Below are 14,858 nucleotides of genomic sequence, written 5' to 3' on the forward strand. Positions count from 1 at the left end.
CAACACTACTAGCCCCAGGTTCGAGCAGGCGAAGGAACTCTTTGCTTGCGCTAAGCAGCCCATGAATTCATTTGGAGCTTGTATCCTTTTGACTATGCATCATTCTGACTACTGAGTTCTGAGTTCTGGAGCACGTAGCGAGGCGCAGCCCGTTCTTTATTCGCTCATGTACTTCAACTTATTTGCTGTACGCACAATTTGCCCGGCTAGTACTGCAGCACCAAAACCATTATCGATATTCACGACACCGACACCAGCAGCACAAGAGTTGAGCATTGTCAACAGTGGTGCTAAACCCCCAAAACTAGCACCATAACCAACGCTAGTGGGAACAGCAACAACAGGACAATCTGCTAAACCTGCAACCACGCTGGGCAAAGCGCCTTCCATCCCTGCTACAACAATCAACACGGATGCTGATTCAATCACATGGCGGTTATTTAACAAACGGTGAATTCCTGCAACTCCCACATCCCAAAGGCGTTGCACATGAAAACCTGAAAGTTCTGCAGTCACAGCAGCTTCCTCAGCCACAGGTAAATCAGCAGTACCAGCAGAAAGAATCGCAATTGTACCAGGATACTGGGGTTCAATGGTAGGCGGTGCAATTGCACAAATTCGCGCCAAGTTGTAGTAACGCAAACCTTGAACTTTTGTTTCCAGCGTGGCAAAAACATCTAGTTCTATGCGAGTCGCCATCACCACTCTCGTACGCTGGCGCATGACTTCCATAATTTGAGCAATTTGGTCAGGAGTTTTGCCTGGTCCCCAAATCACTTCTGGAAATCCAGTTCTCAAAGCGCGATGGTGGTCAACTTTGGCAAAATCGCCTACAGGTTCATAAGCCAAGTGTCTCAGTTTTTCCAGTGCTGTATCTGGGGTCACATTCCCATTGGCGACACCTTCTAAGAGCGATCGCAAAGATTTATCATTAGTCATTTGTCCGTTGTTGCCTGTTATATAGAGACTGCTATACAGAACTTTACTAAACTTGTTCAAGGCTAGTCATTCAACTAAAGTTTCCTTTAGAGGGTCTGCTTCTTGCTTCTACGCCAGTCGCCTCAACGGGACGCCACATGCGGGACTGTCGGGAAACCCGCCCAACGCAGTGGCTTGGGAACCCCCCGATAGCGCAGCGTGCCCGTAGGGCATAGCTTTGATGCCTGCGGCAAGCCGCAAAGCGTCTACGGAGGAAACCTCCGCTCAAACTTCTCTCCGCACGGCGCTGGCTCACCAAGGGAGTCGGCTCCTGCTTGTGAGGCAGTGCGTTGCGGGGGTTCCCCCCGTTGTAGCACCTGCCGTCCCACAAGCGTAAATTCGGGTGTAGCCCACCCTATTCTTAAAATTAAATATTTTTTGAAGCTTTTAGCCACTCGTCATCCGTTATTTTCAGCAAATTTAACAAATCGTGGACTCAGGATTGACCTTTTCACAGGCTTGCTAGTAATGACCGCGACTGTGGTTTACAAACCAGAAAATGTAGCCTTGGTTTTCGGCATTAATTTGAGTATACCAGATACCGCAAACACAATACATCTAATCATCAAAAAACTTATTGAATTTTCCCAATTTTAACTAAGTTTGATAAGGTTTATCGCTATTTAGTACAACTATTTAGTCAACCTTTGGTTAATAGCGATCTGGGCGCAGCAGCGTTTGCGCAGCGGCCCCAAAGGGGCTAGCGATCGCCCGTATCTGCCTCCATGCAAACTCACTTTGCATTGCCCCAAGCTCCGCTAGAAAATGCACCAGTGGCATTATCCCAAGATACCATACTCGGCTGCAATCTTTAAATACGTTTGCCCTAAACTTAGTTTGACTACTGACTCTATTATTTCAATCACAAATTGAGTGAATTCAACGAAAATAAAATACTCACAATCAGGTAATAATGTTAGTAGAAAAACACCTGCATCTCATGAAATAATTCGCAATCCGTAATTATCGATTTCATTACGAATTACGAACCGTCATTTATTAACTTTTATTAAACAGTTCTGCGAGCAAACGAATACCAAACGAAGATTGCAATCAGTGCGCCAAGAACAGCCAAAGCTAAACCAGGGAGACTAAATGTAGGAGCTGCTAGGGCTAATTTTCCCGTCGTTAAGAAAACTCCTAAAGTTCCGCCTACAAAGGCTCCGACGATTCCCAACAAGATGGTAGCAAGAATTCCGCCGCCTTGATAACCAGGATAGATAGCTTTAGCAATTGCACCGGCTAAAAGCCCTAAAACTACCCATGCAATGATGTTCATTTGTTAAATACCTTCCATTTTCATTGCCTATATTACTAAGTTTAACACTGCCATAGTTTTAGTCATCTTTCACAAGAGATAATTTGAAAAACTTTAAGAAATACAACCCCGGAAAAGTCATATAGAACTAGCTTGATTTATGTCTGTCAAAAAAAGTTATCGATTAACACATAAAATCATGACTTAATCGATAATTAATCAGGTTAGATGATTCTAAATTTGTCGTCAAAAGTATTTAATTTTACCCAAACTCACATCTTGCACCTCTGGGTACAAACCCGTAAAAGGCAAATAAGGAGTACAAAAATGTGGTGGTAAATGAAGGAGAAAATTAAAGATAAAGTAGTTAGAAATAAATCAATAGTTAGCGTAATTTTACGTAAATTGCTGGAAAAAACCTCAAGGTGCTGGGTGATGGTTGTACCTCATCCGGTACTGCGATCGCCGCTGGTAGCGGTGCCCCCTGGGCAGTCGCCAATTTTAATTCTAAAGTCTGAATTTGCTTTGATAGCAGGAAATATGAGAGAAAGGGCGTGAAATATCGAATCAAAATGAAGCAAGAACAATGCTTGCCCACGCCCAAAAGTTAGTTTACATCTTGAAAGAGTTGATGCCCACACAGTACCAACAAGATAACCTTCAAGCGATGTTAGGGTTATTCTTAGAAGCGCAAGGACATCCGTTACCTGAACACAGTCAAGCAAAATCTCCGAGTGCATTAAGCCGATTTTTAAATACCAATCCTTGGTCAACCAGGCAGATGATTCGTGTTGTTCGGCATCAGATATTGCAAACAGTTTTAAAGATGTTATCGTCATCTCACAAAGGTCGTAGACCATTTTTACAAGTAATTATTGACCTGACTACTTTAGAAAAGCGTGGGAAATTCAAAGCTTTTAACGATTTAATTAGAGTTTATAACGGTAAGCGTGGTCTACATTTAGTGGTAGTTTATTTGGTCGTAGGAAGATGGCGCATTCCTTGGAATTTTCGTGTTTGGAGAGGTAAAGGAACTCCTTCGCCAGCACAGCTAGGGCTGAAACTAGTGAAAGGTTTACCGAAATTCTTAACTGAACGCTTTGAGACAATTATTTTAGCTGATACAGCTTTTAGTAGTGTGGAATTTCTTGAAGGTATACGAAAGCTTAAATATCATGCTGTTACAGGTTTAGCTATTAACCGTAAGTTAATTGATGGCAGAATTTTACGACATTTACATAAGCAGGGACAACAAGTGCGTTTAGTTAGTTTAAAATTTCCTGTCACCGTGTGTTGGTATTACTTAAAGCGTGACAACGGCAAACTAGAAAAACGCTTTGTCTTATCTACCCGTCCTATTAAAGCTTCTACTCTCAAGTGGTGGGGTAAGCGTCGTTGGCAAATAGAAGGTTGGTTTAAAACTGCAAAGCACCGCTTTGGCTTACATCGTTTTGGGCAGAGTTCTCTGCTTGGTATGTTACGCTTGCTGATTCTTTCTCTAACTGCCTATCTCATTGCTCATTGGACTTATCTCGAAATTCAGTTTCCATCCCCGCCTGATTGGGGTCAGGCTGCAAAAACTGCTTTAGAATCTATTTTCCCTGAAATTGTACTGTCTCTTCTTTTACTTAATATTGAACGCTTAGTTCCCCTTGTACGTAGTTGTGGTTTTGACATTGATGTTTACAGGTGCAAGATGTGAGCAAAGACAATATGAGTCAGTCGGCAAAAAAATCAATGTATGTCATTGAACAAGAACCCAGGAGCCTTCCCCCTGGCTACTTTAAAACTCCAGGTCAAAATCCAGGAGCAAAGCTGACGGCGCGCTCCGCTAAGGAGTCAGAATGAATTGGATGGGGATTCAAAGCCCAGATTCTGTATTCTCAGATCTTGCACCTGAGTTAAAAACCGGGTTTCTTGACAATGCCTGCTCTTAAAAACCTTAATTTCTGGTTCATAAACCCTAGGTTTGGGTCTTGTTGAGAATGCTGCAAGATATCAGTATTCTGACTCAGCCAAAACTGAATTCTTTGAGGATAAATACTGCGATTCGTTTCTAGGTAAATCTATAACCTAGACTAAGAACGTCAAGGGTCGCTGTACAAGGAGTACAGCACGAGAAAGAACTACTAGAATAAAAAATATACAAATTTTTACAACATCCTGATTCCATCTTTTGGTAGATGGTTAATACTTCGTAAGAAGGTTTTTTCAGAAAAAATCCGGAACAGATGACTAAGGTCTAGCTCTAGTACAAGTATATAAAACTAAAAATAGCTAAAACAAAAAATAGTAAGTAGGCTGGATATGCAACTGGCTCCCTTATTTCCGATTTTCTATCGCATCCTCAAACCAACGTTTCCTAACTGTCTTTGGTGTGGGGATGCAAACTCCAAAATGATCGCACTGACCTTTGATGATGGTCCACATCCTCAATACACAAAACAGCTGCTGAAAGTTTTAGACCGTTACAACGTCACAGCTAGTTTCTTCTGGTTGGGTACCTGTGTCAACCGTTCACCAGATATAGCAAAACAGGTGTGCGATCGCGGACATTGGATTGGCTTGCATGGCTATGAGCATCAAAATTTTCCCATGCTGTCGCCAACAGCACTTAAGGACAGCTTAGAAAACACCCAAGCTGCTATCTATCATGCTTGTCATTTGACACCAGACAAAGTACGCGATGTCCGTCCACCCAATGGTTTGTTTACACCTACAACATTAAAATTACTGAGCCAGTGGAATTATCGCCCTGTTATGTGGAGTGTTGTACCAGAGGATTGGGTAAGACCAGGAATTACCACAGTCGTGCAGAGAATTTTCCAGCAGGTTTGTAACGGTTCATTGATTGTTTTGCATGACGGTGCATGCGGCGGACAAGATGTCACCGCAACAACACAAGCCCTAATTCCTCAACTTATGGAACAAGGCTATCAATTTGTGACGGTAGACACTCTTTGGAAACAAACTAGGGGAGGAAATGGGGGAAGTTGAGAAAGTTGGGGGTAGTGGGAAGAGTAGAGACAAATAAAAAACGATGACTTTTGACTTTTGAGTAATGACTAACTTACCGCTTTTGAGCAGCTTCAGATTTGAAGTTGGGAGTTAGGGAAAGTTCGTCAGTTCCCAAAAGATGATGTATTTCGCTGAGTGAACTAGGTTTTGCAGCAGGCTCATCGGGTGAATCGCTTGTGTATTGAATTAAATCTTCTACTTGGCAATTCAGAGCTTTGCAAAACCTAATGATTCTCTCAATGTGGTCTGTCCCAGTCCTCCCGCTTTCCCAGTTCTGAATGGTACTTTCGGTCACGCCCACGAGGCGTGAAAGCTCAAGCTGGGTCAGTCCTGCCTTTTCACGTAGAAAAGCTATTCGTGGTTTTGCCTTTTGTTTCACAGCTAAGCGCGTATTTATTTAACCTTTAGCCGTAGATCCTAGCACCAAAAAAAACTTGTGCCCAAAAATTTTCCCCAAAAACTTTTGTCCAGGCTCTTGACGCACTCAAATTCTTTAGTTAAAACTTTTAAGTATAGAGTTCACCTGTATCTCTAGTCATTTTTCGGGGGGAAGAGTAAACCAGAGGGCAAATAAACGGATCGCGCATTTTTCAAAAATCTTTCAGAGAAATACGAAATGACGGGATTCGATGATGTAGTTCTTAATAGCAAAACAAACAGAGAAACAAACACCACTAGGAACTCCTCAAGGTAAAAATACATCTAAAAGCCTACGGATGGAGATAAGGGTTTTCACTCTGAGAAAAACGACAAAACACAAAAACAACACACATCTAACAAGGTCAAATAAATTTATGTTGAACAAATCTATTGCTTTTGGTTTACTGGCTGCAGGTTTGATGATTGCTCCAACCGCTGCATTTGCAGGTCAATCCCAAAGCGTTGACCAGTACACAGAGCAAAACGGTGCTGCTGTCAATGGTAGTTCTACAGTTCAAACTTCCACAACCAACAGCCGCCAAGTGCAAGACGCAAGAAACAGTCGTCCTGTTTACCACAACCGTCGCGGTTATGTTCGCCCTGGTAACAATGTTAAGCAAGGTCAAGATGCTGTACAAACCACCAAGCAAAGTGGTGCAGCAACCGATGGTTCTACCACTGACCAATACAGCAACACCAACAACCGTCAGAACCAACGTGCTCGCTAATCATTGATTTGACACAAAGGCGTTGCACACTTTAAAGGTCAAGGCGCAACGCCATTCCCAAAGAACAACACATAACTTTTAACTTTGACAATACACACACAACTAACGAGGTCTATGAAAATGTTGAACAAATCTATTGCTTTTGGTTTACTAGCTGCAGGTTTGATGATTGCTCCAACCGCTGCATTTGCAGGTCAATCCCAAAGCGTTGACCAGTACACAGAGCAAAACGGTGCTGCTGTCAATGGTAGTTCTACAGTTCAAACTTCCACAACCAACAGCCGCCAAGTGCAAGACGCAAGAAACAGTCGTCCTGTTTACCACAACCGTCGCGGTTATGTTCGCCCTGGTAACAATGTTAAGCAAGGTCAAGATGCTGTACAAACCACCAAGCAAAGTGGTGCAGCAACCGATGGTTCTACCACTGACCAATACAGCAACACCAACAACCGTCAGAACCAACGTGTTCGCTAATCATTGATTTGACACAAAAGCGTTGCACACTTGAACTTCAAAGCGCAACGCCATCTGGTGACAACAACACATAACTTTCACAACACACACACAACTAACAGGGTCAAAAAATTATGTTGAACAAATCTATTGCTTTTGGTTTACTGGCTGCAGGTTTGATGATTGCTCCTACCGCAGCATTAGCAGATCAATCACAAAGCGTTGACCAGTATACTGAGCAAAACGGTGCTGCTGTTAACGGTAGTAGCGTGACTCAAACTTCCACAACCAACAGCAACCAAGTGCAAAATCGCGGTAGAGACTCTCGTTCTGGTTACTATGGTGGTTCCCGCAGAACTCGCCAAGACCAAGATGCTCGTCAAACCACTGTTCAAAATGGTTCGGCTATCGATGGTTCTACCACTGACCAATACAGCGAGACCAACAACGACCAGCGTCAAAATGCTCGTGGTCGTGGCGTCTACCGTCGCTAATATACTGTTGTCATCAAAAGGCGTTGCACAGTCTTTAGTATGAGTTAATTCTTTCCCAACTTCGGCAACGCAACGCCACTGCTTCAAGAATCCATTCATATATTTGGGACATAGTTAAAAATGGTGAAGAAAACCTTTACCCTGGGTCTAATAGCCGCTGCTGTCATGGTAATGCCAACTGTAGCTTTCGCTGGCGAAGGAGTGACTAAGCAGGAAATTAATCAAAATGCTAGTGTTGGTGGTGAAAATAGCCGAGTGAATCAAAAGGCTGACCAATACAGCACTCAGAAAAAAGCTGGTTACCCCAATTCTGGAAGACAAAACACTAATCAGCGCATCGACCAAAATGGTGCTGCGATCGATAACAGTGTTGTTGACCAGTATGCTTCTCAAAGAAGCGAGCAGCTGCAACGAAATAGACAACAATACAAAGGACCTCGTTATTCGCGCTAAGCTTCAAGTATCAGTCTGTATTTAGTTTGCCGTCTTAAACTGTTGTGAGTGTTAGGTTACGCATCTGCCAAACTCGTGATAAGTTCCACTTCTGAGATGTATGAGGGTTACGGCTAATCAGCTATTGGATGTTGCTGGCTCTACGTGAGAAAGCAATACCAAATGACTCACCAGCTTACAGAAAATTGCGAGTGTCTGTTGACAGTGCAGTGGTGTGTTATAGGTGAGGAGTTGATACAAGTTCTACCGATTTCTTAGCTTGCTATATATAAAGTCGGTTGTTTTTTACGAAGAGAGGAATTAAGCCATGCCTGCCAGACAAATAACTTCATTACTAGTAGTAATCTCTACACTGATTGTATTACCTGCTGGAATTGCTACTGCAGATAACATTGATGTCGAAGGTAGTACCAGTAGGATAACAATTGATGAAGACGGTGGTATCACAATTAGAGACAGAAGTAGAGACAGAAGACCTACTTACAGAACCGTTTATCCTTCTCGTCAGATACCAAGTTCTAGAAGAAATATTCGAGAATATAGCGTTGATCAGCGTCTGAGGAGTTTGAGATATCCTCGCACAACACAAAGCTACTGTAACGGCAGACGTTCAGTCCAAAGAAGCACCGTACGCACTGGCTCTAATCGCGGCAATAGCACTTACAGTTCCACAACTACAACAACTTGTCAATAATTCTCAATAATTCTAAGGTTACACACATGAAATCCAAACTACTTTCTTTCAGCCTGTTTTCTCTGACAGCGCTATCTCCCTTCTTTATTCCTTCTTTAACTCCTTCTGCATCAGCTGGATGTGTTGGTGTTAGTGCTGGCGCACAAGTCGCAATTTCCAAAAATCCTTCACAGCAAGGTACGACAGTCAACCGTGAATTTGGTAAAGATTGTAACGGTAACAGTGCTGTTAGCACAGGAAGCCAAGTTTGTTTCAATGATTCGGGTAGCTGCAACCAACGTCGCAATGTGAATCAAAGAATAGACGGTAGTGGCTATAATCGCACAGGTGTAAAAACTCCAAACATTAACGTTGATGTGAACCCCAGCGTGAAGGTTCGACTACCACACAACTATCCTTCTGGTAGGTAACATACTCCTACAGGCTGCTCTCAAAACTCTCAATTTTCCGAAGTCCCTAGCAGGCGGGAACTTCGGTTTCATGCTAGGGACCACTTTTATTCAACAAAATTTTTGTTGAGTTTACAACATCGACTGAAATTTTTCTTTTCGCCTAACTTCTGTCGTAAGCGTTCAGCAGGGCGCATGTCATTCTACAAACAATTGAATAACTCCGAAGCGCATCTGCTGTTATTTAAATCTGGTTATGTCATCATGAGTAGATTAGTGATTTTTGCAGGCTGCTTAGTTTTACTGACTGTAAGCACAGCTTTTGCACAAAGTTTCGTCCATAGCAGTCAGAAAACTTCCTCTGTTGTTGTCCAGACAGACAGCAATAGCAACCACAACCAACAGAAAACTTCCTCTGTTGTTGTTCAGACAGACAGCAGTGACGATGAAGATAGCCAAAATTCTTCTGTCATTGTTCCAACAGACGATAATGACGATGAAAATGACGACGAAAGCAGCCAAGATTATTCCGTTGTTGTTCCAACAGACAAAAGTAGTGATATGAACAGATCCACAACATTTACTCGCCAGCACTCTAGTTCTGGTGATTCCTTTGGATATCAAAAAAGCTCACTTCAGCTAAGTGCAGCTAATCTCAGTCAACCGCATATCTTAAGCATCAATACATCAGGTGCTCAAATGACAGGTGACATTACAATCAATGGTAAAGTTGTCAAGCAAATCAGCAACGACAAAAACACCAAAATAGATTTGTCACGTTATTTGTCTGTTGGTGAACACAAGGTGGAAGTGTCAGCTCGCTACAATCCTCCATCATCCTCTGTGAGCGTAGAAATGAGCGGTCCTGGCACCAATATCACGCAACAAAATAGTGGTAACGGTACTTTAAACTACACTATGGATGTCAGCGTACGCTAACACAATGCGGTTCTTAAAGGAGAGTTTCAAGCCACCCAGGCAACTGGATAACGCGAGTACATATCCGTGTCTCCATAACAAGAGCTAAGCTAACGGCACACGGCGTTAGCTTAGCACGCCGCACGCATAGGCTTAGGGCTTAGGACATATCCGTAAGCATAAGGTTTCCCGCAGGGTATTTTGAATTGCTATGAGATAGACCTAGTTGTACGCAGTTGGCTTTCTAAATTTGCACGCATCCACAATTCTGCAACTGACCAAATCCAAAATTTATTTGGTACTTGAGCAAAATCGTCATAGTTATGGGTAACAATCGCATCTAGTTCTTCATAACCAGCACAGACTAGCTCTACAGCAGATTCAAAATCCTGAAGAGGTGAAGAACGTGCTTGTTGAAGAATAGTCTGATCTACAGTACAGATTTGGATTTTGTCTTGCAACCAATTAATCACTAGCTCAGCAATCTTTGTATTTCGCAAACGGCTTGTATATGTGTGGATTTTTTGCCAACCAATATCTGTTATGTACATTTGAATCCACGGATGTACTCTATCAAGTAATTCACTGACTTCTCCTACAGAACCGTTACGATTCATCAAAGCCTCTAATATTAAATCGGCATCAACTAATATCTTGAACACTTTAAAACCCCATTATTAATCTATTAATATATTGTGGAGAAATGAGAGATTCAACTCATTTAGTCAGGAACACACTTGATATACAAATATACAAACTGAAAAGATAGTATTTCTGATTTACGCACAATAATTAAGAAAGATAGACCATCTTTGGCGTGACTCTATTGTCTGCATGAGACAAGCAGCATTTGATGGAGTAGCTGACACTCTTAGGTACGTAAGACGCTAGATGAATTTTGTAGTTCCAAACTGGAGTCAAAGTTATTTAGTTAGATCCAAAATTTCAGCAGATATGATATCATATCATTTTGGATTTCTTTCATGTTTAAAAACTTAACAACTAGTCATAACGTAGAGCTATGACGCTCACAAGCAGACTGTTATGATATCATCAATATGTCATAAATGATTAAATAAACTAATCTTTTTTTAGAAAAAGCTTTAAATTTTATAAGAAAAATTTATATACTTATCTTTTACGTGGTTTTGAGTTGTATCGTTCTGAAGCAGTGGATCATTTACAAGGTCTTTACAGAAACTTGATGCCACTGTATCCTCTGGTTGTAAAGTTTAGTTCCTATACTTGTTCAGGTTAAACACGACTCAAATGAAAAAACTTTTCTCACAGATGGCTGTTGCTATTGTTGGTTTGGTTTTATGCCTCACAACACTACTGGGCTTGGCGACTAGCGCTGATGCTGGCGTCAGTGCTGGTCAGCAGGCAGTAGTGATTAGGGACATTTTCTATAAAGGGTTGGTAAAACAGACGGAATCAGATGAATATGTTGAAATTACCAATCAGGGGTCAGCAATTGTAGATGTGTCAGGCTGGCGACTACATGGTGAGAATACTCCTCAAAACTTCTATTTTCCCAAAGGGACGCTATTGAGGCCAGGAAAAAGTTTGCGAGTGTATACCAATGAAATACATCCAGAAACCGGAGGTTTGAGTTTTGGCGTCAAGCGAGCAATTTGGAACAATAAAGGGAATGTGGGGCTACTGTACGATGCAAAAGGAAATCTAGTGGATAGCTTCAGCTATGGTAACAAGAAAACTAAGGAAGTAACTGCCGTTTCAAAGGATCCACAAACACCACAGAGTAATAATAACCTTCCTTCCTTTGCTAGTAATCGTCGAGTGGAACAAACAACAGGGCAGTTCAAAAAATGACCTTTATAAGGAAGGCTGGCTGAAAACCCTTGAGGAACAGGCACGTAGTGCCGTATTCCGTACTTTAGGCAAAGGATGAAAGCTGCTTGAAGGCGTTTACGCCTCGGTCAAAGATATAATGAATATGTCAGTACAAGACATTAAAACCTACTCCCGGACTGGGAGAAAGTCTACGCCCTTGGAGATATCAGCACGCCCTTTGGGCAAACGTGTTGAGCCGCTTAACCTGTGCAAACAGGATATTAAGGCAGTAATGTCTTAAGAATCCCCGTCCCTTTTAGGGCGGGGAGCGTCAAAATAGCATCGCAGTAAATAGCCTGGAGTGAACGACCCCACCAGGGCATTGCCTGAGGGTGGGGACTTCCGCGCCACGTTAACTACCCACACCGAACAAAAATTACGGTGTGGGATTCCTGGCGGGGTTCGCAGCACCAAGTTGACGAGATTTCAGCAACATATAATATAACTGCCCTAAACTTACGGTTACGCCAGCGCGATCGCCCGCCACTTTACCAGAACCAAGAAAATAATCTACTCGCCCTGCAGTTTTGATTGCCCCTCCTGTATCTTGGTCAAGAACATACCGACTGACAATCCGATGCTCGATTTGTCCGCTAAGATGATTAACAAAGGGGAAGGGAGCGCGAATTAACGCTAAAGCACCAGGAGGCATAAGAGATTTATCTGTTGCTATTGAGCGTTCTGCTGTCAGTGGTACTTTGATAGAACCTTCTGCTGGAGCACCGTGGTTTTCTTGAAAAAACACAAAGCTAGGATCGCGAGGAATATAAACGTTTAACTCTTGTGGATACTTCTGGAAATAGTTGAGGATCTTCGGCATGGTTACACCCTCAAGCGGTAACTTGCCATCGTTTGCCAGTTCTCGTCCGATACTCTTGTAATTGTAAGCGATGTTACCAGCATAACCAATGGTTGTCTCGGTTCCATCAGAAAGCTGAAGTTTCGCTGAACCTTGAATTTGTGCTAAGTATGGTTCTAGGCGATCGCGAAACCAAAACAACTCTAACCCCCGTAACCGACTTTTTGAGGCTTGCAAACCATCAGCACCTTCTAGTTCCAAGCGTGTAGGATGAGGTTTTTGCCATGAGACAAGATCAGGTGGTAAGCGATAAACTGGATAGCGATACTCTTGCGTGGGAACGCGACTCGCAGCATAAACTGGTTCATAATATGCTGTAAACAACACCGAGCCTTTGTTGTCTTTCCCGACTGACTGGTAAAAAACAAATTCTTTTGCTATTGCTGCATTCAGTTCTGCAGCAGATTTAGATTTTAAAACTAACTCTCGGAATCTTTGCAAACTTTTGATAACGTGAGCGCGTGTCACACCCTCCACCGGATACTGTTGATACGCTACACTCGCATTCCTAGAAAACAGATATTGCAAACTCCGATCTACAGATGTCAACAAAGCTTTTTTGTCTGCTGGCTGATTGTTTTCGCCCCATAATTGGTTATCGAAACAAGAAATATCGCCCTCACAACAAGGAAACGGTGACTTTTCAATGGGTACCAGTGGCGGTGGCGCTGTTTGCTGTTGAACAGTATCCTGTTGTTGAGTTTGAGAGGATACTGGTAGCTCCCATCTGCTCACTCTACACTGCAACGGACTCAGTGCTAAATGCCCTAGAGGTTGCATAGATAATAACACAATTATAGGTACTATGGGTAAACTGATGGCGATCGCCATCGCCTGTAAGGGCGTGATGCTTTTCGCCATCGCGACAAATGTCTTTTTCATCGTTTTTTATAAAGTGTGTGCCTTACAGGCATATTTTGAATTTTGTGCCTCCCAAGCTAGGAGTCACACGCTCCTTTGTAGCGTGTGCCCGTAGAGTATATATTTGAGTTGCCAGGCTCATCACTCGTTCATGTTGTGATATGTAGCAACAGCAGAAGGCGATATACGATTCAAATAACGGAAGATCCAGTATTTAAATATAGTATCTAAAATAACTGGGAATGTCGCAATAAATAGGAAGATGAAATCGTGATTTGCTGGTAATCCCCAATGGCGTGAAATACCGTCTAGGATCACTTCCCAACCATGAGGAGAGTGGAAACCTACAAATATATCTGTAAACAAAATGATGATAAATGCTTTTGCACTATCACTGAGACCGTAGACAACATGGTCGAAAAACTCTTTGAGTACCGCTATCTCTTGCTTACTAATCAGCAAGAGCCAGGTAAACGCAATGACAGATAATATATCAGCAAAAACGTTTTTAATAGCATTAGAACTGTGACCACGAAACTCCTTAGCAATTTCACGAGCTCTTTTTTGGACTGCAGTTTCTATCTGTTCTATAGATAACGGCTCATTATTGATCAGCAAATTATTAAACTTTATTTTTTCTTCAAAAAAGTTCAATTCTTTTAAAGCTTCTTCTTCCATTTCATAATTGAGGAAAATAGAACTTTCTTGTGAAAATTTTGCAAAATAACGGTCAACCATTGGTCCAACAACCAGTGCTTTTGACAATTGATGAGTCAAAATAGGAACTATAATGAGTAGAAGGAGGAATCGGACAGATATTATTGTTCTTCTTTGTGTCGTACGGAAGTTTCTAACAACATTTTGTTCGGCGTTGGGGTCTAATTCAACTTGTAGACGAGTAAAAGTATTGAATATTGAACGAGGTAAAAGTCCTGTTGTATTTGTCTTACTTTGGTCTGCTTTATTGTCGAATTTTTGAGTCGAGAAGTTTTGTTGTTTTAATTCATTAGTTGGAGGTTGTACCTTGGTTAAGCTATTTTGGTCTCTGTCTATGGACTTTTGGGAATATAATTCGTCAGTTCTAGTGTATTTTGTTGTGATGTCATCAATGCTTTTGAGTTTTTCTAAAATTAAAGAAGGGTGTGGAAGCTCTATGCCTAATTCCTTTGCTGTTTTTTGATTAGATTCACTCAGAAAAAAACGGCTTGCCTTAAATTCTGTTAGCCGCATTCGGATAATTTTTAACTGTTTTTTAAGGTCTGACTCAAAATAATCTATGACACTATAGCTGTACTGATTGGATTGCAAGTCTATTTTATTACCATTGAAGTGTTCATCTTCTATTGCCTTAATATGTAATGCCGCGTTGTAAGCCTTATCTAGAGAACGTTCTGGTGTCCTTAAGTACCATTGATAAGATGCTAGTAAAAAAGGATATATTTTTTGGCGAAAAACAGAACTAATCATTGTTGGCAATAATC

At 41.8% G+C, this 14,858-nt stretch carries 16 protein-coding genes; 10 read left to right on the forward strand and 6 right to left on the reverse strand.

Annotated elements, in window-relative coordinates:
• Positions 1-156: 156 nt before the first annotated feature.
• Together larB and DP117_RS09475 are read right to left on the reverse strand one after the other, a co-directional pair.
• Positions 157-939 (reverse strand): nickel pincer cofactor biosynthesis protein LarB, encoded by a 783-nt coding sequence (gene larB, locus DP117_RS09470; RefSeq protein ID WP_169218064.1) that lies wholly within the window; start codon positions 937-939, stop codon positions 157-159.
• A 1,048-nt stretch (positions 940-1,987) separates the two neighbouring features.
• Entirely contained in the window at positions 1,988-2,257 is a 270-nt protein-coding gene (locus DP117_RS09475; protein WP_169218065.1) for a GlsB/YeaQ/YmgE family stress response membrane protein, read from the reverse strand.
• Between the two features lie 565 nt (positions 2,258-2,822).
• Here DP117_RS09475 and DP117_RS09480 point away from each other — a divergent pair.
• Both DP117_RS09480 and DP117_RS09485 read left to right on the forward strand, forming a co-directional pair.
• A complete protein-coding gene (locus tag DP117_RS09480) occupies positions 2,823-3,938 on the forward strand; it encodes a transposase (protein WP_211176000.1) in 1,116 nt (371 codons plus the stop codon).
• A 605-nt stretch (positions 3,939-4,543) separates the two neighbouring features.
• The gene (locus DP117_RS09485; RefSeq protein ID WP_169218066.1) at positions 4,544-5,233 is read left to right on the forward strand and encodes a polysaccharide deacetylase family protein; all 690 of its coding nucleotides are present in this window, start codon (positions 4,544-4,546) and stop codon (positions 5,231-5,233) included.
• 73 nt (positions 5,234-5,306) lie between these two features.
• On the opposite strand, the gene DP117_RS09490 is transcribed toward DP117_RS09485, so the two are convergent.
• The gene (locus DP117_RS09490; protein ID WP_169218067.1) at positions 5,307-5,633 is read right to left on the reverse strand and encodes a helix-turn-helix transcriptional regulator; all 327 of its coding nucleotides are present in this window, start codon (positions 5,631-5,633) and stop codon (positions 5,307-5,309) included.
• A 415-nt stretch (positions 5,634-6,048) separates the two neighbouring features.
• Here DP117_RS09490 and DP117_RS09495 point away from each other — a divergent pair, with 415 nt between their 5' ends.
• The 7 genes from DP117_RS09495 to DP117_RS09525 all read left to right on the forward strand — a co-directional run bounded on the left by DP117_RS09495 (position 6,049) and on the right by DP117_RS09525 (position 9,824).
• Complete coding sequence (locus DP117_RS09495) at positions 6,049-6,402, forward strand: hypothetical protein (RefSeq protein ID WP_169218009.1); 354 nt, start codon at positions 6,049-6,051, stop codon at positions 6,400-6,402.
• 120 nt (positions 6,403-6,522) lie between these two features.
• Positions 6,523-6,876 (forward strand): hypothetical protein, encoded by a 354-nt coding sequence (locus tag DP117_RS09500; RefSeq protein WP_169218010.1) that lies wholly within the window; start codon positions 6,523-6,525, stop codon positions 6,874-6,876.
• A gap of 113 nt (positions 6,877-6,989) precedes the next feature.
• Positions 6,990-7,349, forward strand: a complete 360-nt coding sequence (locus DP117_RS36090; RefSeq protein WP_248277598.1) for a hypothetical protein — start codon at positions 6,990-6,992, stop codon at positions 7,347-7,349.
• A gap of 120 nt (positions 7,350-7,469) precedes the next feature.
• Positions 7,470-7,802 (forward strand): filamentous hemagglutinin, encoded by a 333-nt coding sequence (locus tag DP117_RS09510; protein ID WP_169218068.1) that lies wholly within the window; start codon positions 7,470-7,472, stop codon positions 7,800-7,802.
• A 307-nt stretch (positions 7,803-8,109) separates the two neighbouring features.
• Positions 8,110-8,496 carry a hypothetical protein gene (locus DP117_RS09515; RefSeq protein ID WP_169218069.1) on the forward strand — a complete coding sequence of 129 codons (387 nt, stop codon included), beginning with the start codon at positions 8,110-8,112 and terminating at the stop codon, positions 8,494-8,496.
• Positions 8,497-8,522: 26 nt separating this feature from the next.
• Positions 8,523-8,906 carry a hypothetical protein gene (locus DP117_RS09520; protein WP_169218070.1) on the forward strand — a complete coding sequence of 128 codons (384 nt, stop codon included), beginning with the start codon at positions 8,523-8,525 and terminating at the stop codon, positions 8,904-8,906.
• 174 nt (positions 8,907-9,080) lie between these two features.
• Complete coding sequence (locus tag DP117_RS09525) at positions 9,081-9,824, forward strand: hypothetical protein (protein WP_248277599.1); 744 nt, start codon at positions 9,081-9,083, stop codon at positions 9,822-9,824.
• A gap of 188 nt (positions 9,825-10,012) precedes the next feature.
• Here DP117_RS09525 and DP117_RS09530 read toward each other — a convergent pair whose 3' ends face one another.
• Positions 10,013-10,465: a PIN domain-containing protein gene (locus DP117_RS09530; protein WP_169218071.1), complete on the reverse strand. Its 453-nt coding sequence runs from the start codon at positions 10,463-10,465 to the stop codon at positions 10,013-10,015.
• Positions 10,466-11,072: 607 nt separating this feature from the next.
• Here DP117_RS09530 and DP117_RS09535 point away from each other — a divergent pair.
• Complete coding sequence (locus DP117_RS09535) at positions 11,073-11,636, forward strand: lamin tail domain-containing protein (protein ID WP_211176001.1); 564 nt, start codon at positions 11,073-11,075, stop codon at positions 11,634-11,636.
• Positions 11,637-12,033: 397 nt separating this feature from the next.
• Here DP117_RS09535 and DP117_RS09540 read toward each other — a convergent pair whose 3' ends face one another.
• Positions 12,034-13,296, reverse strand: a complete 1,263-nt coding sequence (locus DP117_RS09540) for an MltA domain-containing protein (protein WP_169218105.1) — start codon at positions 13,294-13,296, stop codon at positions 12,034-12,036.
• Between the two features lie 222 nt (positions 13,297-13,518).
• Positions 13,519-14,853, reverse strand: a complete 1,335-nt coding sequence (locus DP117_RS09545; protein WP_211176002.1) for a proton extrusion protein PcxA — start codon at positions 14,851-14,853, stop codon at positions 13,519-13,521.
• Between the last annotated feature and the right edge of the window lie 5 nt (positions 14,854-14,858).

The sequence above is a fragment of the Brasilonema sp. UFV-L1 genome (genome assembly GCF_012912105.1).
In the GTDB taxonomy this organism is placed as follows: Bacteria; Cyanobacteriota; Cyanobacteriia; order Cyanobacteriales; family Nostocaceae; genus Brasilonema.

Coding starts and splice junctions, on each gene's coding strand:
- larB (WP_169218064.1), bottom strand. CDS start 939: ATGACTAATGATAAATCTTTGCGATCGCTCTTAGAAGGTGTCGCCAAT.
- DP117_RS09475 (WP_169218065.1), bottom strand. CDS start 2,257: ATGAACATCATTGCATGGGTAGTTTTAGGGCTTTTAGCCGGTGCAATT.
- DP117_RS09480 (WP_211176000.1), top strand. CDS start 2,823: ATGCTTGCCCACGCCCAAAAGTTAGTTTACATCTTGAAAGAGTTGATG.
- DP117_RS09485 (WP_169218066.1), top strand. CDS start 4,544: ATGCAACTGGCTCCCTTATTTCCGATTTTCTATCGCATCCTCAAACCA.
- DP117_RS09495 (WP_169218009.1), top strand. CDS start 6,049: ATGTTGAACAAATCTATTGCTTTTGGTTTACTGGCTGCAGGTTTGATG.
- DP117_RS09500 (WP_169218010.1), top strand. CDS start 6,523: ATGTTGAACAAATCTATTGCTTTTGGTTTACTAGCTGCAGGTTTGATG.
- DP117_RS36090 (WP_248277598.1), top strand. CDS start 6,990: ATGTTGAACAAATCTATTGCTTTTGGTTTACTGGCTGCAGGTTTGATG.
- DP117_RS09510 (WP_169218068.1), top strand. CDS start 7,470: ATGGTGAAGAAAACCTTTACCCTGGGTCTAATAGCCGCTGCTGTCATG.
- DP117_RS09515 (WP_169218069.1), top strand. CDS start 8,110: ATGCCTGCCAGACAAATAACTTCATTACTAGTAGTAATCTCTACACTG.
- DP117_RS09520 (WP_169218070.1), top strand. CDS start 8,523: ATGAAATCCAAACTACTTTCTTTCAGCCTGTTTTCTCTGACAGCGCTA.
- DP117_RS09525 (WP_248277599.1), top strand. CDS start 9,081: ATGTCATTCTACAAACAATTGAATAACTCCGAAGCGCATCTGCTGTTA.
- DP117_RS09535 (WP_211176001.1), top strand. CDS start 11,073: ATGAAAAAACTTTTCTCACAGATGGCTGTTGCTATTGTTGGTTTGGTT.
- DP117_RS09540 (WP_169218105.1), bottom strand. CDS start 13,296: ATGCAACCTCTAGGGCATTTAGCACTGAGTCCGTTGCAGTGTAGAGTG.